The organism is Flagellimonas meridianipacifica, from assembly GCF_003001695.1.
In the GTDB taxonomy this organism is placed as follows: Bacteria; Bacteroidota; Bacteroidia; order Flavobacteriales; family Flavobacteriaceae; genus Flagellimonas; species Flagellimonas meridianipacifica.
Map to the genome: position 1 here is coordinate 43729 of NZ_PVYX01000001.1, position 21496 is coordinate 65224.

The 21496-nt window shown below is 41.0% G+C and carries 20 protein-coding genes; 11 read left to right on the top strand and 9 right to left on the bottom strand.

What is annotated here, in order from left to right:
• Positions 1–64: 64 nt before the first annotated feature.
• From hemL to CLV81_RS00225, 4 genes are read right to left on the bottom strand one after another with little or no spacing between them, the layout of a single operon-like run.
• Entirely contained in the window at positions 65–1345 is a 1281-nt protein-coding gene (gene hemL, locus CLV81_RS00210) for a glutamate-1-semialdehyde 2,1-aminomutase (RefSeq protein ID WP_106143075.1), read from the bottom strand.
• Entirely contained in the window at positions 1342–2193 is an 852-nt protein-coding gene (locus CLV81_RS00215; RefSeq protein WP_106143076.1) for a glucosaminidase domain-containing protein, read from the bottom strand. Before CLV81_RS00215 ends, hemL begins: the two co-directional genes overlap by 4 nt.
• Positions 2190–3104 carry a 1-aminocyclopropane-1-carboxylate deaminase/D-cysteine desulfhydrase gene (locus CLV81_RS00220; RefSeq protein WP_106143077.1) on the bottom strand — a complete coding sequence of 305 codons (915 nt, stop codon included), beginning with the start codon at positions 3102–3104 and terminating at the stop codon, positions 2190–2192. The genes CLV81_RS00215 and CLV81_RS00220 overlap by 4 nt, the downstream gene beginning before the upstream one ends.
• Positions 3105–3434 carry a hypothetical protein gene (locus CLV81_RS00225; RefSeq protein ID WP_106143078.1) on the bottom strand — a complete coding sequence of 110 codons (330 nt, stop codon included), beginning with the start codon at positions 3432–3434 and terminating at the stop codon, positions 3105–3107. It lies immediately after the preceding gene.
• 176 nt (positions 3435–3610) lie between these two features.
• Here CLV81_RS00225 and CLV81_RS20485 point away from each other — a divergent pair, with 176 nt between their 5' ends.
• From CLV81_RS20485 to CLV81_RS00235, 3 genes are all read left to right on the top strand, one after another.
• The gene (locus CLV81_RS20485) at positions 3611–3775 is read left to right on the top strand and encodes a DUF5522 domain-containing protein (RefSeq protein WP_158259045.1); all 165 of its coding nucleotides are present in this window, start codon (positions 3611–3613) and stop codon (positions 3773–3775) included.
• A 66-nt stretch (positions 3776–3841) separates the two neighbouring features.
• On the top strand, positions 3842–4450 hold the full coding sequence (locus CLV81_RS00230) for a DUF4136 domain-containing protein (protein WP_106144831.1): 609 nt from the start codon (positions 3842–3844) through the stop codon (positions 4448–4450).
• Positions 4451–4545: 95 nt separating this feature from the next.
• Positions 4546–6303, top strand: a complete 1758-nt coding sequence (locus CLV81_RS00235; protein WP_106144832.1) for an aromatic amino acid hydroxylase — start codon at positions 4546–4548, stop codon at positions 6301–6303.
• Here the strand turns inward: CLV81_RS00235 and CLV81_RS00240 are convergent.
• From CLV81_RS00240 to alaS, 4 genes are read right to left on the bottom strand one after another with little or no spacing between them, the layout of a single operon-like run.
• Entirely contained in the window at positions 6271–6897 is a 627-nt protein-coding gene (locus CLV81_RS00240) for a DUF4230 domain-containing protein (protein WP_106143079.1), read from the bottom strand. The two genes, CLV81_RS00235 and CLV81_RS00240, sit on opposite strands and share 33 nt — an antisense overlap.
• Positions 6894–7841, bottom strand: coding sequence for a GSCFA domain-containing protein (locus CLV81_RS00245; protein WP_106143080.1), 948 nt, complete (start codon positions 7839–7841; stop codon positions 6894–6896). The genes CLV81_RS00240 and CLV81_RS00245 overlap by 4 nt, the downstream gene beginning before the upstream one ends.
• A gap of 10 nt (positions 7842–7851) precedes the next feature.
• Entirely contained in the window at positions 7852–8484 is a 633-nt protein-coding gene (locus CLV81_RS00250) for a hypothetical protein (protein ID WP_106143081.1), read from the bottom strand.
• Between the two features lie 33 nt (positions 8485–8517).
• On the bottom strand, positions 8518–11136 hold the full coding sequence (alaS, locus tag CLV81_RS00255; RefSeq protein ID WP_106144833.1) for an alanine--tRNA ligase: 2619 nt from the start codon (positions 11134–11136) through the stop codon (positions 8518–8520).
• A 105-nt stretch (positions 11137–11241) separates the two neighbouring features.
• Here alaS and CLV81_RS00260 point away from each other — a divergent pair, with 105 nt between their 5' ends.
• From CLV81_RS00260 to CLV81_RS00285, 6 genes are all read left to right on the top strand, one after another.
• Positions 11242–12219: a M23 family metallopeptidase gene (locus CLV81_RS00260; RefSeq protein ID WP_106143082.1), complete on the top strand. Its 978-nt coding sequence runs from the start codon at positions 11242–11244 to the stop codon at positions 12217–12219.
• On the top strand, positions 12219–12548 hold the full coding sequence (locus CLV81_RS00265; protein ID WP_106143083.1) for a MerR family transcriptional regulator: 330 nt from the start codon (positions 12219–12221) through the stop codon (positions 12546–12548). Before CLV81_RS00260 ends, CLV81_RS00265 begins: the two co-directional genes overlap by 1 nt.
• A 65-nt stretch (positions 12549–12613) precedes the next feature.
• On the top strand, positions 12614–13213 hold the full coding sequence (locus CLV81_RS00270) for a LemA family protein (RefSeq protein ID WP_106143084.1): 600 nt from the start codon (positions 12614–12616) through the stop codon (positions 13211–13213).
• Between the two features lie 2 nt (positions 13214–13215).
• Positions 13216–13653 carry a TPM domain-containing protein gene (locus tag CLV81_RS00275; protein WP_106143085.1) on the top strand — a complete coding sequence of 146 codons (438 nt, stop codon included), beginning with the start codon at positions 13216–13218 and terminating at the stop codon, positions 13651–13653.
• The gene (locus tag CLV81_RS00280; RefSeq protein ID WP_106143086.1) at positions 13634–14428 is read left to right on the top strand and encodes a TPM domain-containing protein; all 795 of its coding nucleotides are present in this window, start codon (positions 13634–13636) and stop codon (positions 14426–14428) included. Before CLV81_RS00275 ends, CLV81_RS00280 begins: the two co-directional genes overlap by 20 nt.
• 79 nt (positions 14429–14507) lie before the next feature.
• Positions 14508–14969, top strand: a complete 462-nt coding sequence (locus CLV81_RS00285) for a hypothetical protein (protein WP_106143087.1) — start codon at positions 14508–14510, stop codon at positions 14967–14969.
• Between the two features lie 12 nt (positions 14970–14981).
• On the opposite strand, the gene CLV81_RS00290 is transcribed toward CLV81_RS00285, so the two are convergent.
• Entirely contained in the window at positions 14982–15392 is a 411-nt protein-coding gene (locus CLV81_RS00290) for a nuclear transport factor 2 family protein (protein WP_158259046.1), read from the bottom strand.
• Between the two features lie 204 nt (positions 15393–15596).
• Between CLV81_RS00290 and CLV81_RS00295 the strand changes: the two genes are divergently transcribed.
• Both CLV81_RS00295 and CLV81_RS00300 read left to right on the top strand, forming a co-directional pair.
• Positions 15597–21158 (top strand): alpha-2-macroglobulin family protein, encoded by a 5562-nt coding sequence (locus tag CLV81_RS00295; protein ID WP_106143089.1) that lies wholly within the window; start codon positions 15597–15599, stop codon positions 21156–21158.
• Positions 21159–21257: 99 nt separating this feature from the next.
• Entirely contained in the window at positions 21258–21479 is a 222-nt protein-coding gene (locus tag CLV81_RS00300) for a hypothetical protein (protein ID WP_106143090.1), read from the top strand.
• The last annotated feature ends 17 nt before the right edge of the window (positions 21480–21496 follow it).

A 21496-nucleotide genomic window follows, 5' to 3' on the forward strand; every position in this document is an offset into this window, starting at 1 on the left:
TCTCACTTTCGTTCGAAATGACAATCACCTTTTTCATTTCGAATAAGCAGAGCGACTGAGAAACCTAAAACTCACAATGCTGAACGGCCTCGATGGTCTTATCCAAATCGGAATAGCTAAGGGCATCATTTAGAAAATAGCTTTCAAAGGCCGATGGGGGTAAATACACACCCTGTTTCAGCATTCCATGAAAGTATTTTTTGAAGCTATCATTATTTCCTTTGGCAGATGATGCGAAATCGACGACCGGTTCTTCACAAAAATGTACCGAAACCATACTACCAAAACGGTTGATTTGATGTGCAATTCCTCTTTCTGAAAGTGCATTCCCGATTCCTTTGTGCAAATATTCTGTTTTCTCTGTCAGACTGGTGAAAACTTCAGGTTTTTTATTGAGTTCGGTAAGCATGGCCAATCCAGCACTCATGGCTAAAGGATTTCCGCTTAGGGTTCCAGCTTGATACACCGGTCCTTCCGGAGCCAAATGGGACATAATTTCCGCTTTCGCTGCGAAAGCACCAACGGGGAGTCCACCTCCTATCACTTTTCCGAACATCACGATGTCGGCATCTATACCTAGCGCCTCTTGGGCCCCGCCTTTTGCTAACCGAAATCCGGTCATTACCTCATCAAAAAGCAGTAAAATACCTTCTTTGGTGCACAGTTCACGTAATCCCTTTATGAACTCATTCGAGGGAATAATGCAACCCATATTTCCCGCTACAGGTTCTAAAATGATAGCTGCAATCTCACCTTGATTCGCTTTGACCAAAGCATCAACACTTTCCAAATTGTTGTAATCCGCCAAAAGCGTGTCCTTTGCCGTACCTTGGGTAACGCCTGGACTATTTGGACTTCCAAAAGTAACCGCTCCGCTCCCTGCCTGAATCAAAAAGGCATCGGAGTGTCCATGATAGCATCCGGCAAATTTGATGATCTTGTCTTTTCCAGTATACCCTCTTGCCAAACGAACGGCACTCATACAAGCTTCGGTACCACTATTCACAAAACGAATTTTATCAATATTGGGAACCATGGAAACTGCCAATTGAGCGAGTTCTGTTTCAATTTCGGTGGGCATTCCAAAAGAAGTCCCTTTTTTGGCTTTTTCAATCACTGCATTGATGACTGGTTCGTAAGCATGACCCAGAATCAATGGCCCCCAGGACGAGATATAGTCTATCAATTGATTACCATCCTCATCATATAGATAAGCTCCTTTGGCCTCTTTTACAAAAATTGGGTCGCCTCCAACCGCTTTAAATGCCCTAACTGGAGAGTTTACCCCTCCTGGGATATATTTTTTGGCTTCAGCGAACAAGGCGCTGCTTCTTTGATAAATCATTTGGATTTCTCTTTCCTAATATTGAGTACTTGTCCTATGGATATTGTATTGCTATTGAGGTTGTTTAGACGCTTCAAATCATCTACCGAAATGGAATACCTTCTTGAAATGGCATACAACGTATCTCCCTTTTGGACTTTATGGGTAAATACCTCGTATTCTTTGGGCTGCCTGACCGCATCCAGTCCTCCACGAACTACTTCATCATCATAACTGTCCAAATCGTACCGTTCTATAAGTGCAATCAGCTTTTGTGGATATTTTCTATCCGTAGCATATCCCGCCTGTCGTAATCCATAGGCCCATTTCTTATAATCATCCCTCCTATAATTGAACAAAAACTTGTAACGCGAACGCGTTGACAAAAAGATACTGTGGTCCCTAAACGAGTACATAGGATGGTTATATTTGCGAAAGCACTCTCCCTTGGCATCGTCATCGTGAAAATCAAACTCCCCGTCCCAACCTGTATGGCATTTAATTCCAAAATGATTGTTAGTTTTTCGAGTAAGTTCACCTCGACCAGAACCACTTTCCAAGATACCCTGTGCAAGAGTTATGCTGGCAGGAATACCAAAGGCACGCATTTCGTACTGTGCAATTTCCTTGAATGTTTCAATGTATTCCTGGGTGTTGGCGATGGGAAATTTTACAAACCGCCCGGGATTTTCCGGCAATGGGAACAATTCTGATTCTTTGGGACCATCTTTCGGTAAACCCGAATTGGGATTTCGGGGGTTTCTGTTTTGGACCACAGGTTTTTCTTCTTTGGCCACCACTCTTTTCTTTGAACCACAACTGGCAACTAAAAGACCAAAAATCAATACAACTCCGATTCTTCTTATCATATATCCAACTCAGGTAGGTTTTTTTGTTTCAATACAAGATTCATGCCCAGTATGCCTTGGAGGCCACCACTATGGATGGCCAAGATTTGGGAACCCGATTTAAAAAAATCTTTTTTTACAAGGTCCAGGATTCCAAACATCATCTTTCCCGTATAAATCGGGTCAAGGGGAATTCCAGTTTTCAACTTGAATTGATTGATGAAATCAACCAAATCCTTGTTGATTTTGGCATATCCTCCAAAATGATAATCGGTTATCAACTTCCAATTATCTTTCTGTACAAATGTATAAATATCTTCTTTTAGAAAATCCCCTTTAAGTGCTGGAAAACCTAAAACAGTTTGATAGGAATGGGACGCATTGATAAGTCCTGCAAGGGTACCTCCTGTACCGACACAGCAACAGATGAAATCAAAATGTTTGTCAGATTCGGCTAAAATCTCTTCGCAACCCTTTACCGCGAGTGTATTGGTACCGCCTTCAGGAATTAGATAAAAGGAGCCAAATGTTTCTTTCAGCCCGGACACAAAATCAGGAGATCCTTTTTCGCGATATGACTCCCGAGACACAAAATGCAATCTCATCCCGTGTTCATCGGCTAACTTTAAAGTAGGGTTTTCCTTCCAGCTGTTTTTCAACTCTTCTCCCCTAATCACCCCTATGGTTTTTAGCCCTGCTTCCTTTCCTGCAAAAGCTGTGGCAGCAATATGATTGGAAAAGGCTCCACCGAAAGTCAGCAGTGTGTCAAATTCCTTTTTTATCGCTTCTTGGAGATTGTATTTTAACTTTCGGTATTTGTTTCCTGATACAAAAGGGTGGATCGCATCTTCTCTTTTTATAAAAAGACGGATTTGTTTTTCCATAAGTTCTGGAAGCACTACTTCTTGATTGGGAATGGAAGATGGATTCATTTATCGAACCAAATAATCCAAAAAACTAAAGGCGTTTCTATGGGAAAGGTATTCTGGGTTTTTCTCGTTCGCATAAGCTTCTCGCTCAAAACTGATGTTTTGATAGGCCCTATAACTGTCCAGATATAATATGGTCCGTAAAATCCATTCAGCAACATATAAAAGATAAAACGGTACAATAAGAAGTTCCCTTTGTTGGCGCAAATGGATACGTTCGTGATTAATGAGCACCTCATCTTTTTTCAGGGCCCCTTCCTTAAGAATAATAAAGGGCCAAAGGGACAGACCAACGTAATTGCGGTAAAAGAAGTGTTTAAAAACAATAATCACGACATTAACCTTATTCAGATTATGTCAAAGATAACTGTTAAAACAGTGAGAAAGTATGCACATTCGATGAATAGCATTAACAATTTCGGTGAATAACAACATTCAGTTCTGAATTTCAGTTTTTTAGGTGGTTTCATGGTATTGGCTTATTTTTAAGGTACTAATGGCAATTTTTTATGAAAAAGTGGATTCCCTTGGAAGAAGGGGATTATTATCTTTCAGAAGAGGGATATAAGGTGTTCACCGAAAAGTATCATTTGAAGCGGGGCTATTGCTGTGAGAGTGGTTGTAGACATTGCCCATACGGATATGACAAAAAAACCAACAAACGCTCCATTTAGCTCACTTTTCGGCATAATATTTGTGAAGTTTTAGACAAGGATTCAATGAACTCAAAAAAATGTACTATGAAAAGATTAAAAGAATTTACACTCCCCATTTTAGCTCTGGTTTTTTTAGCTTCCTGCTCGTCTGTAAAAGTAGTTACGGACTACGATAAGGAAGCGGATTTTAATACGTATAAGACCTATGCATTCTACAAAACAGGTATAGACAAGGCTGAGATTTCAGATTTGGACAAAAAAAGAATTTTAAAGGCAATTGATGCTGAGATGGCTGCTAGAGGCTTTGCAAAATCCAAACAACCGGATGTTTTGGTAAGCATATTTACCAAAGAGCGCGAGCGTGTTGATGTATACAACAACAACTTTGGATTTGGCTGGGGCGGCTTCGGATGGGGTGGTTTCGGATGGGGAGGAGGATTCTACAATCCTTGGCTTTTCGGTCCCGGTTTTGGCTGGGGCGGTGGTTTTGGACCAAACGTTTCCACGCGTACCGAAGGTTCCCTGTATATTGATGTTATTGACAGCCGAAAAAGGGAATTGGTTTGGCAAGGTCGCGGTGTAGGCACGCTTAACAACATCAAAAACATTGAGAAAAAGGAAAAAAGAATTAAGCAGTTTGTTGCTGAAATCCTAGAAAAATATCCCACGGCCTCGCAGTTGGCCTCAAACTAAAGAATTTTAACCGCCCTTTTTAGGGCGGTTTTTTATTACAACTTTCCCTAAAGCGCAAAGGATTTCGTATTTTTAAGGCTACCAAATTTTCAATGATGGCATACGAGTCAAATCCCATATTGGACAAACTTCCCACGCATCTCAAGCAATTCATAAAACCTCAGGACTACGAGCAATATTCTGCTATAGACCAAGCGGTTTGGCGATATGTAATGCGGAAGAATGTGGACTATCTCAGTAAAGTGGCCCACAGTTCTTATGTAAATGGTTTGGACTTGACTGGCATCTCGATAGATGATATACCAAATATGTATGGCATGAATCGTATCCTTAAGGAAATTGGGTGGGCCGCCGTTGCGGTTGATGGCTTTATACCTCCCTCAGCCTTTATGGAGTTTCAGGCCTATAATGTCCTTGTCATTGCTTCCGATATTCGACAACTGGAAAACATTGAGTATACTCCAGCACCAGATATTATCCACGAAGGGGCAGGACACGCTCCAATCATCGCAAATCCTGAGTATGCGGAATATTTGAGACGTTTTGGTGAAATTGGATGCAAAGCTATTTCCAGTGCAAAGGACTACGAATTATATGAAGCGGTAAGGCATCTTTCCATTATTAAAGAAGCACCTGGAACACCCGAGGAAGAGATTAACGCTGCGGAGAAGCAAATTGAATACCTCCAAGAAAATATGGGCAAGCCAAGTGAAATGGCTTTGATTCGAAACTTACATTGGTGGACGGTTGAATACGGACTCATTGGAACTTTGGAAAATCCGCAAATCTATGGGGCAGGACTGCTTTCTTCCATTGGGGAAAGTGAATGGTGTTTAAAAGATGACGTGAGCAAATTGCCGTACACCATAGAGGCCACCAAAATACCTTTTGATATTACCAAACCACAACCTCAGCTTTTTGTTACACCAAACTTTGCGCACTTAAGTCAAGTATTGGAAGATTTTGCCAATACTATGGCCTTAAGAACAGGAGGGCTTTCAGGAGCACAAAAGCTCATTGAATCCAAAGCATTGGGCAGCGTAGAATTGAGTACTGGGATTCAAATTTCTGGGCAATTCCATAGCGTCATTGAGCACAAAGGGGAACCCATTTACATCCGAACAGTGGGACCAACAGCTCTGGCGTACAGGGAAAAAGAATTAGTAGGACATAGCACTTTGCAACATCCAGAAGGATTTGGGTCGCCAATAGGTAAGTTAAAAGGTATCAATCTTGCGATTGAAGATATGGGGCCAAGGGACTTACGGGCCTACAACATTTTTGAAGGGGAAAAAATATCCTTGGAATTTGAAGGAGGAGTCAAGGTTGAGGGTACCATTGTTACCGGTACACGAAATCTTCAGGGAAAAATTATTCTTATCACTTTTAGGGATTGCACGGTTACCCACGACGGCACCTTACTTTTTCTACCCAATTGGGGACTTTACCATATGGCCGTAGGTCAAAAAATAGTTTCAGCTTACAATGGTCCTGCAGATTTAAAAAGCTTCGATTTGATTACCCACGAACTTACAGAAACCACTATCAAGGTTAAAAAAGATGCTAAAAGACTTCAGCTTGAAGATTACTACCAGCGAATTCGTGATTTGAGGACAGGAAAAAACACCACAGTTTCGATGAGCAAAGTTTTTGATGAGGTGCAAGAAGAACATCCCTTGGATTGGCTTTTGCCCGTAGAAATCTATGAACTGGCCAAGAAAAAAGAAAATGGGAAGCTTCAAAAGGAAATACTGAAGCATCTGGAAAATGTGAAACTAGAAAACCCTTCCGTAGGTCGTCTTATTGATGATGGTATTCAATTAGTCGATAACAGTTTTTCCAAGGTTAAGTAAAACATCGGCATCTTCAACTTCTTCTCCCTCATAAACCAAGGTCCACCCCCTGGATTGGGTAATTGCAAAAATTCTAGATAGTTCACTCAACAATCTATTCTCTGAGTTGGACACTAGAGATGAAGCCTTAACCTTTCTTAAAAGGGAGGCTTTAACAGTATCCTTTATTTCGTTGTAATCTTCCGCGCCGAACTGGTTGAAATAGTCTGACTGTACGTCGTAGTATTCAAAATCAGGATTGATTTTGATTTCAGACTGAGGCAAAGTCTTTAGCTTCAGTATTTTGTTTTCATCATCCAGTTCGTACTCCAATAGCCTTAAATCATACCCTATGGTCACCTCCGCGTTGACTACGACCAAAGCTTTCTTTTCTGCAGTAAGCCAAGTTCCAAACAACTCCCTTGAGTCTTTGTAATTGTATACCTCTGAAAAATGGCCCTCCGATACGATTAACTTGGATACATTCTTTAGCTCTTTTTCGATGAGCATGGAATTCTCCTTCAAAATCCTTGTTTGTTCATTGTCCTCGGAGCAAGACTTATATATAAATACTGATGCCAGTGCAATCAAAGCGCCAGCAAGTACTTTTTTCATGTATCAAAATTTATAGTGGGGTAATTTTTCTGAAGATACTCAATTTTTACCTGAAGGTTTTTTTCAAATGATTTATGTGCTTCAGAATTAGAGTTGAATGGTTTGTGTGAAAGTCCCTTTTGAATAGCCTCCACCTCATCCATTACATCATAAGCTTTTTCAGAAATCCAAACGGTTTTAAATCGTTCCCAGATATAATCTATGGCCAACTTATTAGGGTGTACCATATCCGAATCATAAAAACGATAATCCCGAAGTTCATCCATTACCATTTCATAGGAAGGAAAGTAGGTCACCTTATCATTCTGTAACTGGTGTATTGCAGCAATCAAATGAGCCTTGCTCAATTGATTTTCCACAAATCCATCTTTCAAATGGCGTACTGGAGAAATGGTCAATATACATTCTGCATTTTTGGCTTTGGAATGAATCAACTGTATAGTACGATGTAAGGAAGCGACAATTTCATCAATACCCAATAGCTTCTTTTCAAATTCTTTTTGCGGTACTTTGTGACAATTGGCGACTACTACATCTCTTCCTACATGGTGATATACCCAAGCCGTTCCTAGAGTAATGACCACGTGTGAAGCTTTTTCAAGTAGCGTCTTTGTTTTTAGGAGAGCATTGTTCAACGTATTTATCAAGTCTTCCCTAGAATGACGTGCCATACTGGAATGCGCATCAAAAGTTAGCCAGCGCTCCTGAAACTCAAAAATGTCCGAAGCATCATACTTTTCACTATTTAAGGCACGTGTAATCAGATTTTCAATGGCCAGTGGATGAAATAGGATTCCAAAAGGATTTTGGGCAACTTGAAATTTGTAATAGGAAAACTTATTCCCAATGTTTTCGGAGAAGCAGGAGCCAATCAACAAGACCGTACTAGCATAATCTATGGGGTTTTGAGCTTTACTAAGTGGAACCGATGTCTGTAACTTCATTCTACGGAAACTATTTACAGTTATCGATATTCTCTATCATCGCTCTGTATTGCTCCTCTAGCTGTTCCTCTAATTGGTTCATGAAGGATAAAATGCGCACCAAATCGTCAATCGATTTATTGCTAAGAGCTTCTGTGGCTTTACGAAGTTCGGTTTGAACAAGTTCCTGGGTGTTGTACATTCCCTGCATTCTATAAAGACAATCAAAACCAAATTCATGAAATATTCCAGTGGATTTAGATATGTCCCATGCTATGCTGCTCAAGTCGGTAATGTCAAGATTGATAAAGGTATCCCCCTCATACTTGTACTTTCCATCTTCTGAGGGTACTGAGTCTATCGCAGTAAAGAAGTTTTCATACTTTCCAACAAAACTTTTCATGGCTTCCGGACCAAGAACCAACTCCTCATCTTCGTTCTTTAAGCTATCCAATTCCATGTAAAAGAGTGGGATTTTCTGGTTTTGTTCCCTACTTTCCAAAAGTTGTTGAAGGTTATTTTCAACCTCCTCCTTTATTTTGGTCAGAGCAATTTCTTTGTCCTTTTGAATTGTTTTGGAAGAATTCCAATCATTGAACCAAATGGCAAGATTAATTCCCACGAAAATTAAAAGAATTTCGCCTACAATATACTTCCAATTCATGGTTCTCAATTTAAAGAATCGCATGGGTGCCCTTTATTCTACCACCAGACGCTTCGCATGTTCAAAAGCTTCTTCAATACCGGAAGGGTTTTTCCCTCCAGCCGTCGCAAAAAAGGGTTGTCCACCACCACCTCCTTGAATGAATTTTCCAAGTTCCCGAACAATCTGGCCTGCATTCAGTCCCTTATTGGACACCAAATCCTTGGAAATGTAACAGGATAATAGCGCTTTTCCATCCTTATCCGCTCCAAGTAAAAGGAACAGATTGGATATTTGCCCGCCCATCTCAAAGCTGATATCCTTAATGGCAGCAGCATCCAAGTTCACTTTTTTAGCCAAAAACTGAATCCCATTGATGTCCTTTAGTTCAGCGACAAGTTCGTTTTTCAGTCCTTTTGCTTTGTCTTTAGAGAGTTGCTCCACCTGTTTGCGCAAAGCGGTATTCTCTTCTTGAATATTCTGCACCGCCTTTACAGGGTCCTGGGCATTGTTCAGAAGGTCCTTTATCTCATAGAGCATTCGGTTATTCTCGAAATAAAACTTTTTGACTGCATCTGAGGTAATCGCTTCGATTCTTCGGATACCAGCAGCAACGGCACCTTCAGAAACAATTTTAAAATGCCATATATCTGCTGTGTTTTCCACATGAGTGCCGCCACATAACTCAATGGATTGTCCAAAGCGTATGGTTCGGACCGTATCTCCGTACTTCTCACCAAACAATGCCATAGCACCGTCGGCCAAGGCTTGCTTAATCGGAATATTTCTGTTTTCTTCCAAGGGTAAATGACCTTCAATACGAGCATTCACAAAATTTTCCACATCACGAAGTTCCTTGACGGATAATTTCGAAAAATGAGAGAAATCAAAACGTAAATATTTGGAATGTACCGCAGAACCCTTTTGTTCCACATGTGTACCCAAAACTTCCCGAAGCGCCTGGTGCAACAAATGGGTTGCCGTATGGTTGCTGGCTGTACGCCAACGCTGTCTTTTATCTACTGAGGCCTTGAAAGTTTCTGAAATGCTTTTTGGCAAAGTTTCCGAGAAATGAACAATCTCATTGTTCTCTCTCTTGGTATCAATAATGTAAGTCACATCACCATTGGGAGCTTCCAAATACCCTTTATCCCCAACTTGGCCACCTCCTTCGGCATAGAAAGGAGTCAAATTAAAAACCAATTGATATTGGTCCCCATCTTTTTTGGTACTCACTTTTCGATATTTAACAATCTTGACCTCGGTTTCAAGACTGTCATATCCAATAAATTCCTGATCCGAATCCGAAGTAAGAATCGTCCAGTCTTCCTTAGAAATCTCTGAAGCTGCCCTTGAGCGATCTTTTTGCTCTTGAAGGGCTTTGTCAAAACCTTCTTTATCCAGCTTAAGTCCTTTTTCCTCGAGAATCAATGAGGTTAAATCGATAGGGAAACCAAAGGTGTCATAAAGTTCAAAGGCCTTCCCTCCAGAAATCGTCTTGTCCTTTGAAGAAGCTATTATGGAATCCAAAAGCACAAGCCCTTGTTCCAAAGTTGAAAGAAAGGAGTTTTCCTCCTCCTTTATTACGTTTTCTATCAATTGGTACTGTTCCTTCAACTCTGGAAAAGACTTGCCCATAGTTTCACCCAAAACCTTTACTAATTGGTACATAAAAGGTTTGGAAGTATCCAGAAAGGTGAATCCATATCGAATGGCACGACGTAGAATTCGACGGATAACATACCCTGCACCGTTATTGCTAGGCAATTGCCCATCCGCAATGGCAAAACTTACCGCCCTGGCATGATCGGCTACAACTCGAATGGCAATATCCACATCCTCGTTTTTGCCATATTTATGTCCTGTTATGGTTTCTATCTCTCGGATAAGTGGAGTGAATACATCAGTGTCATAATTGGATTTCACACCTTGCAGTACCATGCACAAGCGTTCAAAGCCCATACCCGTATCCACATGCTTTTCAGGTAGACTTTCCAAGGAGCCGTCTGCCTTACGATTGTATTGCATAAAGACCAAATTCCAAATCTCTACTACTTCCGGATGGTCTTGGTTGACCAAGGTAGCCCCAGGTATTTTTTCCTTTTCCTCTTTTGAGCGAATATCTACATGTATTTCGGAACAGGGACCACATGGGCCTTGGTCGCCCATTTCCCAAAAATTGTCCTTTTTGTTCCCCATGATAATGCGTTCCTCGGGCACAATACCTTTCCACAACTCAAAAGCCTCCTTATCCATTTCCAGCTTATCGGCATCATCACTTCCTTCAAAAACAGATACATAAAGACTGTCTTTGTCAATTTTATAGGTTTCGGTAAGCAACTCCCACGCCCATTCAATCGCTTCTTTCTTAAAGTAATCCCCAAAGCTCCAATTGCCCAACATCTCGAACATGGTATGATGATAAGTGTCCTTGCCCACCTCTTCCAAATCATTATGTTTACCACTTACACGAAGGCACTTCTGTGTATCCGCCACTCTTTTGGACTTTGCCTCTGAATTTCCCAAGAAAAATTCTTTGAACTGATTCATCCCGGCATTGGTGAACATCAGCGTAGGGTCATCTTTGATTACCATAGGAGCTGAAGGGACGATCTTGTGTTCCTTCCCTTTGAAAAAGTTCAAAAACTGGGCTCTAACTTCTTGGGATGTCATTGATTTTGCTAGGGTTTTATTAAATTTAACACTTTGTACAAAACAATCTTTATATTTGTTTGTTTTGATAAAAAAGAATGGGCAAAAATAGGATAATTTCCCATCATGCATAAAGTTAAGTACTATTACGACCCCGATACGTTATCGTATCGAAAGATAGAACCCAAGAAGTCGAGAAAATATCGAAATCTCACATTCTTTATTCTAGGGTCTGCACTTTTTGGTTTTTTAGCTCTTATCATTTTGTTAAATACCAGTTGGTTAAATACACCTAAGGAACTTTCATTGGAGCGGGAAGTAAAGAACTACGAACTCCAATTCGAGATTCTTAATCGTAAAATGGAGCAAATAGAGCAGGTATTGGCCAATATTGAAGATCGCGACAACAATATATATCGCCTTTATTTTGAAGCAAATCCCATTCCTGAGGAACAGAGAAGGGCCGGATTCGGGGGAATCAATCGCTACAAGTCTTTGGAAGGCTTCAATAATTCTGAAATTATCACCAACGCTACACAGCGTCTGGATATTATCCAAAAACAAATGGTCATCCAATCCAAATCTTTGGATGAGATTGCAAAATTGGCTGAAGAAAAGGAAAAACTATTGGCGTCCATTCCTGCGATTCAGCCAGTACGAAACGAAGACCTAACTCGAATGGCATCTGGTTTTGGTTGGCGTTCCGACCCTTTTACAAAGGCCCGAAAGATGCATAGAGGAATGGATTTCACAGCTCCGAGAGGCGTGCCCATTTATGCTCCTGGCGATGGAAAAGTGACGCGAGCTGACAATAGATCATCGGGGTATGGAAAGCATATCCGGATAGACCATGGGTATGGTTATATGACTTTATATGCACACCTAAGTAAGTACAACGTTAGTGTCGGTCAAAAAGTGAAACGAGGAGACTTGATTGGTTTTGTGGGCAACACTGGGCGTTCCGAAGCTCCACACTTGCATTATGAAGTTTGGAAAGATGGTGAACGCATCAACCCTATTAACTTCTATTATGGAAGTTTGACAGCGGAAGAGTTTGAAAACATGCTCAAGTTTGCCAACCAAGAGAACCAATCACTTGATTAATGCATATAGACCTTCCTGAAAAACGGTACTACGGTATTGGTGAAGTGGCCAAAGCATTTGGTGTCAACACTTCTCTTATCCGTTTTTGGGAAAAGGAGTTCGATGTACTTCAACCTAAAAAAAATGCCAAGGGAAACCGAAAGTTCACCCCAGAGGATATCAAAAATCTTCAGCTCATTTACTATCTGGTCAAAGAACGTGGATTTACCCTCGAAGGTGCCAAAATCCATCTAAAAGAAGAAAAGCAAAAGACACTTTCTAAGTTCGAAGTGATTCAAAAACTACAAAAAGTCAAAGCAGAACTTTTAAAGATTAAAGAACAACTATAGTTGTAACAAAACTCCCTTTCTTTACACTTATCCAACAACTATAACAAACACTTAAAAAGAGAAACATGAAAAAATGGTTGATTCCCTTAATTGTAATTGGAGTTATCATTTTCGGCTTGGTAAGCTGGTATGTAAACACCAACAATAATCTGGTTAATATGAAAGGCCAAGCGACCAAACAATGGGCCAATGTGGAAAGTTCGTATCAACGTAGAAGTGATTTAATCGGAAATCTGGTCAAAACTGTACAAGGTGCAGCTGATTTTGAGAGAGGAACTCTTACCGACGTGATCGAAGCACGGGCCAAAGCTACCAGTACAACTATAGACATTAATAACCTTACCCCTGAAAAGTTAGCTGAATTCCAGCAAGCACAAACCGGACTCTCTTCCGCACTTTCAAGACTATTGGTCACCGTGGAACGCTATCCTGATTTGAAAGCCAACCAAAACTTCCTGGAACTACAATCCCAGTTGGAAGGTACAGAGAACAGAATCAATGTAGAACGAAATCGTTTTAATGATTTGGCTGGGGAATACAACATTAAAATCCAACAAATCCCAACAAATTTTATTGCCAGTATTGCAAATTTTGAGGCTCTTGCTCTCTTCAGTTCCAAACCAGGGGCGGAAGATGCGCCAGATGTTGATTTTCAATTTGATTAAATATGTCCCAAGTCGAAAAATTTCTTTCAGCAGAAGAAGAACAAGAAATAGTCAATGCCATTCTAGAAGCTGAAAAAAATACTTCTGGAGAAATCCGGGTTCATATTGAATCCACTGCGAAAATAGACCATTTTAGTAGAGCCCAGCAGGTCTTCCATTTTTTGAAAATGGATAATACCAAAGACGAAAATGGCGTGCTGATATATGTGGCGGTCGAAGACAAAAAATTTGTCATTTATGGAGATAGCGGTATAGATAGGGCGGTCCCTAAAGGATTTTGGGAAAGTACCAAGGAAGTTATCTCTTCGCACTTTAAGCACGGAGATTTTAAGCAAGGTATTATCGAAGGAGTACTTAGGGCCGGAAAGGAATTAGAGGCACATTTTCCATGGGAACACGGAGACATCAACGAATTGAGCGATGAGATTTCCAAAGGTTAGCCTTTTTGTCTTCTTTTTATTTGCTACCTCCCTAGTTTGGGGGCAATTCACAATACCTGAAAAACCCAAAAAACAAACCAGTGTTTATGACTATGTGAATCTCCTTCAGACTTCGGAGAAATCTGCGTTAGAACGAAAGCTTATTCAATATTCTGATAGCACATCCACACAAATTGTAGTGGCCATTATTGGTTCCACGGAAGGAGAAAACATCAACTTTTTAGGAGCGCAATGGGGACAAAAGTGGGGTATTGGCCAAGCAGGGAAAGACAACGGAATTCTTATCCTACTGGCCAAAGACGACCGGCGAATTGCAATCAATACAGGATACGGCGTTGAAGGTTCCCTTACGGATTTATTGTCCAAGCGCATCATTGAATCCGTTATTATCCCCGAGTTTAAAAAAGGGGATTACTTTGGTGGCCTAAACAAAGGAAGTGATGCTATTTTTCAGGTACTTAATGGTGAATTTGACGAAGAACGCAGTTTTTCAAATGGTGAAGGTTTCCCGTTAAAGGCCCTACTTCCCTTTATCATTTTTTTCATCATCCTTATCATACTTTCCCGCAAAAACCGAAACAACCGAGGGGGTAATAACCGGGGTGGTCGCGGTTCTGGGCTGGATATTTGGGATATGATCATACTGAGCAATATGGGGCGCAGTTCCCGCTCATCTGGAGGGGGATTCGGTCGGGGCGGATTTGGCTCCGGTGGATTTGGTGGTGGTTTCGGCGGTGGTGGCTTTGGAGGCGGTGGCGCTTCTGGAGGATGGTAAAGATTCACATTCGATTATGAAAAAGCTAGTTGAGAAGCAACCATTCAAAAAGCAACCATCTTGTTAAAAAACATCAGGTATGGTTCAAAGAAACCTTCATTTTATTCTTATAGCTCTCCTGTTTTTTTCTCAATCTTGCATTGACGATGATGTTGACTGCGCCGCCGTTTTATGTGCAGGACCGCCTTCAATAGGGCTTGAGATTCTTTTGGATGGTGAAAATGTTTTTCTTAATAATACATACATCATAGACGATGTTTCTTTGACTGGTGTTACCAATAATCAAATCATCAGTTCGCTGTTTTTCGACACGGTAAACGAAAACATTGTTTTAGTGTTAACTCTGACCTCAGTTGATTCAGATTTTATTCAATTTGACATAAACCTAGGTGGAGATTTTACAATTGGCCTCAATTTGGAGACATTCTCTCCCAGCCCAACTGGAGAGTGCTGTAGTGGAATTCCAATATTGGAAGCTGTACAAATCAATGGAGAAGAGCGAGACCTAGCCACATCACCATTTATCGTTAACTTGAACTAATCCCTAAAAATCTTAATCCGCTTTGCGGTAAAATATTTTGTTGACCACTTTCCACTCCCCATCAATCTTCAACAAGTTCATGTAGTCGATAAAAGTAAAAGTCGGATAATCAATCTCCAATCTCGCATTGGCTGCGTGACCGGATATGGTGATATCTGCAATTCGGGTTTTTCTATTCTGTTTAGGTTTTGAAGCGTCCATTCCTGAGAAGAATTCCAAGGCATTTACCTCCTTATATCCATCTTTGGTGATATACTTCATGGTTGCCGTTTCATGAAAGGCCTTTTTTAAGGTTTCGTAATCGTTGTTAGTACCACCTTCCAAATAATAGTTTACCGTTTGGGCCACCAATTGATAATCCGATTCTTGGGCTTGGCATACCGTACTTGCCAAAAGAAAAACAAAAAAGAAAGCTCGTAACATGATTGTCCATTTTTTTGGTTGAGAATGTCCTGAAATTATTAATAATATGAATGGTAAAATCATAAATATTTCCTAAGGTTCCATCCGGATTGAAAAAACCATTCGTAAATCTTATCGAGCCATTCACAAACTCTCTGAACCCCAACATCCTTTTTTGAGCTATCTTGTCTGTGGTCTAATTTAACTGTATTTAATACCATAGATATGTCTCGTTTTCTAAAGATTCTCCTGTGCACTTTATTAATTATTTCGTATTCCTGTAAGAAAAAGGTTCCTGACTCAGAAACAGACAATTTATTTAAGTTCAAAGATTATATCAGCTCTCACACTCATGGACTTCAGAGTATTTCCTCACCCATTTCAATCTTATTGGCTCAACAGTTAGGCCAATTTGAACTTACTCAAGAACTTCCTAGGGAATACCTGGACGTTACTCCTAAAATTGAAGGACAACTCACTATTGAAAACGGACGGGAGTTGATGTTTCACCCTTCTGAAAATTTAAAACCCGATACAGAATATGTGGTCAGTCTTGCCTTGAATAAGTTTTTTGACGGTATTGAAAGTGAATTCAAGGAATACACTTTTAGTTTTAAGACCATAACCCCAAATTTCAATATCAATTTGAGCAATTTACAATCCTATAGCAAGGAATGGCAATACCTTACAGGGACGTTGAATGCTTCTGATTTGTTGGAAGCTGCAAAAATCAAGTCAGTTCTTGAAGTGCAACAAGGAGAAAAAAAGCTCAATATCAAATGGGAAGAGACCGATACAAATGCGCGATACTTCAGTTTTAGAATAGATAGTATTTCCAGACAGACCGAAGATTCTGAACTGCAGATACGTTGGAATGGAAAAGACTTGGGTATCGACAATTCTGGCGAAGAAAAATTTACCGTTCCAGGTCTTAACAAATTTGTTGTAGTAGATGCCAAAACAACATCCGCTCCCAATGCAGCGCTTACCCTCAATTTTTCAGAGCCTCTACAACAGAACCAGAACCTCAACGGTATGGTAACTGTTGAAAACGCAGAAAGCCTTCGCTACGAGATTGATGGTAACCTGTTAAAAGTCTATCCTACCAACAGAATTTTGGGAGAAGTCCGGGTGACGGTTTTTGAAGGTATAAAAAGTGAGTACGGTTTTACACTGAAGAAAAACTTTTCGGAATTGGTTTCCTTTGAACAATTAAAGCCGAATGTACGACTCATATCAAAAGGCACCATTCTCCCTAATGCAACTTCCACGCCTATTTATTTTGAGACTGTAAATCTGTCCGCTGTAGAAGTACGTGTCATTCAAGTGTTCGAGGATAACATGCTTCAATTTCTTCAAGGGAACAACCTGACCTCAAACTATAATCCAGACCTTAGGGCCGTTGGTAGAAGAGTGGCATATAAAGTCATCCCTCTTTCAGAAAGCGGCACGGAGAATACCAGTTATTGGAAAGCTCACGCACTTGATCTTTCCGAACTCATAAAAATCAATCCAGGGTCTTTATATAGGGTTGAATTCAGTTTCAAAAAAGAGCATACCACTTACGACTGTGGGGACGCGTCCCCAGAGAACAATCCAGAGGTATTGACCGATATTGAATCCTCCCAAAGCACTGAAAGTCTTGAAGAACGGTATTGGGACAATGAAATCTATTACTGGAGAAACTATAACTATAATTGGGAAGAACGTGACAATCCCTGCCATTCGGCATATTACAACGAAAATAGAATTGCTACTACCAACCTATTGGGAAGTGATTTGGGCTTAATTGTAAAGAAAGGTAACAACAAATCGTACCATTTTGCAGCTACCAATTTACTATCAACAAAGCCTGAAGCCAATACCTCCATTAAATTATACAACTACCAGCAACAATTGTTGGGAGAAATTACGACAGACGCTTCTGGCTTTGGAATTTACGATGGGGAGAAAAACATAGCGTTCGCAGTTGCTCAAAAGGACAACAACTATGCCTATGCCAAATTAGCTGATGGCAATTCCCTTTCCATGAGTAAGTTCGATGTTTCTGGGGAGAGTATTCAAAATGGGCTTCAAGGGTTTATCTATACCGAAAGGGGAGTCCATCGCCCGGGCGATACGGTCCATTTGACTTTTGTTATGGATGATGCCGATAATCCTATACCAGATGACCATCCGGTTACCTTGGAAGTAAGCGACGCACGCGGCAAATTGGTACAGCGAAATACGCTCCAAACTGGTTCTTTTTCGGTTGCAGATGGGCTATATGCTAAAAAAGAAGGTAGTTTTTACTATTTCCCTATCCCTACAAAACCAGATGCCCCCACCGGAACGTGGAATGCAAAGGTCATAGTAGGTGGGGCAGAATACAATAAAAGTTTAAAGATTGCCACCATAAAGCCCAACCGCCTAAAGGTGAACATCTCCTTTGACGAGGAAGTGTTGAAAGCCAATGAGCGTAATACTGGCAGGGTAGCTGTTCAATGGTTGCATGGTGCTCCGGCACGTAATCTAAAAGTGGATATCAACGCTAAAATTAGCAGTGCTTCAAATGCTTTTCCAAAATTCGGTGCTTATAATTTCCAAGACCCGGTTCGCACCTTTTCAGATATTGAAGAGCAATTTATTTCTTCACAGTTGGATGGCGAAGGGCAGTTGAATATCAATAAGAAAATAAGTGCAAATGGAAGAGCGCCTGGGATGCTTCAAGCCACTTTCACAACTAAGGTATTTGAAGGAGGAGGCGATTTTTCCATTGATGTGTTTTCCAAAAAATTAGCCCCGTTTTCCCATTTTGTGGGATTGCGTTCGCCCAAAGCTAAACGTTACGGTTCCTACCTAACGGATGAAAACACCTCTTTTGATGTTGTAAGCGTAGACCCAACGGGCAAAACCGCTGGAAATAGAAAACTAAAAATTCAGATTTTTAAGATTGAATGGCGTTGGTGGTGGAACCGTGGGTATGATAACCTATCACGATATGAAAATGCCACCGTCCATAGACCTTTCCAGGAACAAACCATCAGAACTGGTTCTGACGGAAAGGGCAGTTTTAAAATCAATGTTCCTGATGAGGATGGAGGCAGGTTCCTTATTCGTGTTATCGATGAGGACTCCGGTCATGCTACAGGTCGAACCGCCTATTTCTATAGGAATTGGTGGAAAAGACCTGCATCTGGAGATACGGAGAGTTCCAAAATTCTGGTCTTCTCTGCTGATAAAGAGAAGTATACCCTGGGCGAAGAAGCGGTCGTCACGTTTCCTTCCGATAGAGGAGGTCGTGCTCTCCTAAGCATTGAAAACGGAACGGAAGTTTTATCCCAACAATGGATTGAGACTACAGCGCAAGAGACTCAGACTCGAATTCCCATAACCTCTGAAATGGCTCCAAACGTCTACGTCCATATTTCTTTGTTGCAACCTCACGGACAAGTGAAAAACGACCTTCCCATTCGTTTGTATGGAGTAGTTCCCATAACTGTAGAAGACCCCTCAACACACTTACAACCCAAGTTGGAAATGCCATCCGTACTAAAACCGGAAAAATCATTTGAGGTGAAGGTTTCCGAAACCAATCGCAAAGCGATGACCTATTCTCTCGCCATTGTGGATGAAGGCCTTTTGGATTTAACACGATTCCGAACACCAGATATTCATAGTGCATTTTATGCCAGACAAGCCTTAGGGGTTAAAACCTTTGATATTTTCGATGATGTCATGGGAGCCTACTCCATAAGTGTGGACAATATATATGCGATAGGAGGAGGTGGTTTTGCTGATGGAGCAAAGAACAGAAAAGCACAGCGTTTTAAGCCTGTGGTCAACTATCTGGGGCCCTTTACCCTAAAACCTGGTGAAAAAGCATCGCATACCATCAATATGCCCAATTATGTGGGCTCGGTACGTACCATGCTCATTGCGGGAGATGCAAATAGCGCCTATGGAAAAACCGAAGAAACCACTCCTGTTCGCAAACCACTGATGGTATTAACTTCATTGCCCAGAAAACTGTCTCCGGGCGAGAAAGTGACTATTCCGGTTACGGTATTTGCTATGGAGAAAAAGGTGAAAAATGTAAAAGTATCCGTTGAAACTGACAAGGCTCTTGAGCCCTTGGGACCAACCTCAAAAACCATTTCTTTTGACGCCGTAGGAGAACAGATTGTGAACTTTGATTTTCAGGTAAATCCCTCTCAATCCTTTCAAACTATTAGAGTAAGTGCAACTGGGGCAGGTGAAAATGCCTCGGATGAAATCGAGATTGATGTTGAAAACCCTAATCCCATCACCACGCGTAGTCAATTGTACACCATCAACGGAAGCCAAGCGCAATCCATTCCATTGGAAGTTTTTGGAACTTCAGGGACCAATTCAGCAACTCTGGAGTTTTCTACCTTACCACCCATGGATTTTTCCAAGCGTATGGAATATTTGGTTCGTTATCCCCACGGTTGTGTGGAACAAACCACTTCCTCTGCCTTCCCTCAATTGTTCTTGTCCGATGTTTTGGACATCACCTTCGAAACCAAGAAAGAGATTGAAAAAAACGTCAAGGCTGCCATCAGAAGACTAAGCAGTTTTCAGACATCGAACGGCGGGTTAGGCTATTGGCCAGGGTACCACAATGCGGATGATTGGGGTACTTCCTATGCAGGTCATTTTATGTTGGAAGCCAAACAAAAAGGCTATCAACTGCCACTGACTTTCCTAAGCAACTGGTTACGCTATCAAAAGCAAAGGGCCAGACAATGGAGCAACCAGCAAACATCCTATAATGATGATTTGAACCAGGCATATCGTTTGTACACTTTGGCTCTTGCTCAACAACCGGAACTGGCTGCAATGAACCGTCTTCGTGAAACCAGGAACTTGAGTAACGAAGCCAAGTGGAGATTGGCCGCTGCCTATGCCCTAGCTGGCAAAAAACAGGTTTCGGAAGACTTAGCCAAAACAGCTAATATCAACTTTGTATCGAACTCTTACGATTACAGAACTTATGGTTCGGTGTTTAGAAACCGAGCTATGGCCTTGGAAACCATGGTGATCATGGATGATTCCCAACAAAGGGAATTAGCGGTTTCGCTGGCCAAAAACCTATCTTCCCAACGATGGTACAGTACTCAGGAGACAGCGTATTCCTTACTTGCTATTGCCAAAATGGTTACCAAAAATGGAGGTAAGGCAGTTCACCTTTCCTATACCCATAACGGAAAAGAAGTAGAAGTAAAGACGGATAGGGCCATTGCCCAACGTCCGCTTACCATTTCATCGGCTAGTGCAAATATTGAAGTAAAGAACATCCAAAACAATACACTTTATGTAACCCTTGTACAAAGCGGAAAACTACCTGTTGGTCAAGAACTTGAAGAACAACGGAACCTAAGATTGTCTGTTGCCTATTTGGACGCTACCGGAAATTCTATTGATGTATCCCAGTTAAGACAAGGAACTGAAATGGAAGCAAAAATCACGGTGTTCAATTCAAGCAATGACTACATCGACAATATCGCATTGACCCAAATAGTTCCTAGCGGCTGGGAAATTGTGGACACCTCTTATGCAGGTACTTCAAGCACCAACTCCGATAAAGCGGATTATATTGATGTTCGTGATGACCGAATCCATTTTTATTTTGATTTAGGTGCAAAAAAGTCAAAAACGTTCTCGGTAAAACTGAATGCTTCCTATTTGGGGGATTATTATCTGCCCGGGTCACAAGTTGAGGCCATGTATGACAACACCTATTATGCAAGAAACAAAGGGAAGTGGGTTTCCGTAGTACAATAACATCCTTTATGAAGGTTAAACAATTGAAAGTAATGGCGTTAATGTTTCATAATTTCTTTAGAAGGTTGATGAAGTTTCGTAATTTTTCAAAAAAATGGTATGAAAATTTCAGTAATGAGTTTAGTAGCCTTTACAACTTTGGTTTTGGTAACCTTGGTCATCATGGCGAGTATGAACTTCCCCTTCAGTTGGGTATTTTATGTAACGATTTTTGGTCAGGGTTTGGTGGTGTTTTTAGTGTATCGCGTGCTCACAGAGGATTATCACACGGAAAAAACGTTCGAACACTTTTATGAAGATTACCCTATGGACCAAGAGTAGTTGTAGCAACCCTTTTT

Coding starts and splice junctions, on each gene's coding strand:
- hemL (WP_106143075.1), bottom strand. CDS start 1,345: ATGATTTATCAAAGAAGCAGCGCCTTGTTCGCTGAAGCCAAAAAATAT.
- CLV81_RS00215 (WP_106143076.1), bottom strand. CDS start 2,193: ATGATAAGAAGAATCGGAGTTGTATTGATTTTTGGTCTTTTAGTTGCC.
- CLV81_RS00220 (WP_106143077.1), bottom strand. CDS start 3,104: ATGAATCCATCTTCCATTCCCAATCAAGAAGTAGTGCTTCCAGAACTT.
- CLV81_RS20485 (WP_158259045.1), top strand. CDS start 3,611: ATGAAAAAGTGGATTCCCTTGGAAGAAGGGGATTATTATCTTTCAGAA.
- CLV81_RS00230 (WP_106144831.1), top strand. CDS start 3,842: ATGAAAAGATTAAAAGAATTTACACTCCCCATTTTAGCTCTGGTTTTT.
- CLV81_RS00235 (WP_106144832.1), top strand. CDS start 4,546: ATGGCATACGAGTCAAATCCCATATTGGACAAACTTCCCACGCATCTC.
- CLV81_RS00240 (WP_106143079.1), bottom strand. CDS start 6,897: ATGAAAAAAGTACTTGCTGGCGCTTTGATTGCACTGGCATCAGTATTT.
- CLV81_RS00245 (WP_106143080.1), bottom strand. CDS start 7,841: ATGAAGTTACAGACATCGGTTCCACTTAGTAAAGCTCAAAACCCCATA.
- CLV81_RS00250 (WP_106143081.1), bottom strand. CDS start 8,484: ATGAATTGGAAGTATATTGTAGGCGAAATTCTTTTAATTTTCGTGGGA.
- alaS (WP_106144833.1), bottom strand. CDS start 11,136: ATGACATCCCAAGAAGTTAGAGCCCAGTTTTTGAACTTTTTCAAAGGG.
- CLV81_RS00260 (WP_106143082.1), top strand. CDS start 11,242: ATGCATAAAGTTAAGTACTATTACGACCCCGATACGTTATCGTATCGA.
- CLV81_RS00265 (WP_106143083.1), top strand. CDS start 12,219: ATGCATATAGACCTTCCTGAAAAACGGTACTACGGTATTGGTGAAGTG.
- CLV81_RS00270 (WP_106143084.1), top strand. CDS start 12,614: ATGAAAAAATGGTTGATTCCCTTAATTGTAATTGGAGTTATCATTTTC.
- CLV81_RS00275 (WP_106143085.1), top strand. CDS start 13,216: ATGTCCCAAGTCGAAAAATTTCTTTCAGCAGAAGAAGAACAAGAAATA.
- CLV81_RS00280 (WP_106143086.1), top strand. CDS start 13,634: ATGAGATTTCCAAAGGTTAGCCTTTTTGTCTTCTTTTTATTTGCTACC.
- CLV81_RS00285 (WP_106143087.1), top strand. CDS start 14,508: ATGGTTCAAAGAAACCTTCATTTTATTCTTATAGCTCTCCTGTTTTTT.
- CLV81_RS00290 (WP_158259046.1), bottom strand. CDS start 15,392: ATGTTACGAGCTTTCTTTTTTGTTTTTCTTTTGGCAAGTACGGTATGC.
- CLV81_RS00295 (WP_106143089.1), top strand. CDS start 15,597: ATGTCTCGTTTTCTAAAGATTCTCCTGTGCACTTTATTAATTATTTCG.
- CLV81_RS00300 (WP_106143090.1), top strand. CDS start 21,258: ATGAAAATTTCAGTAATGAGTTTAGTAGCCTTTACAACTTTGGTTTTG.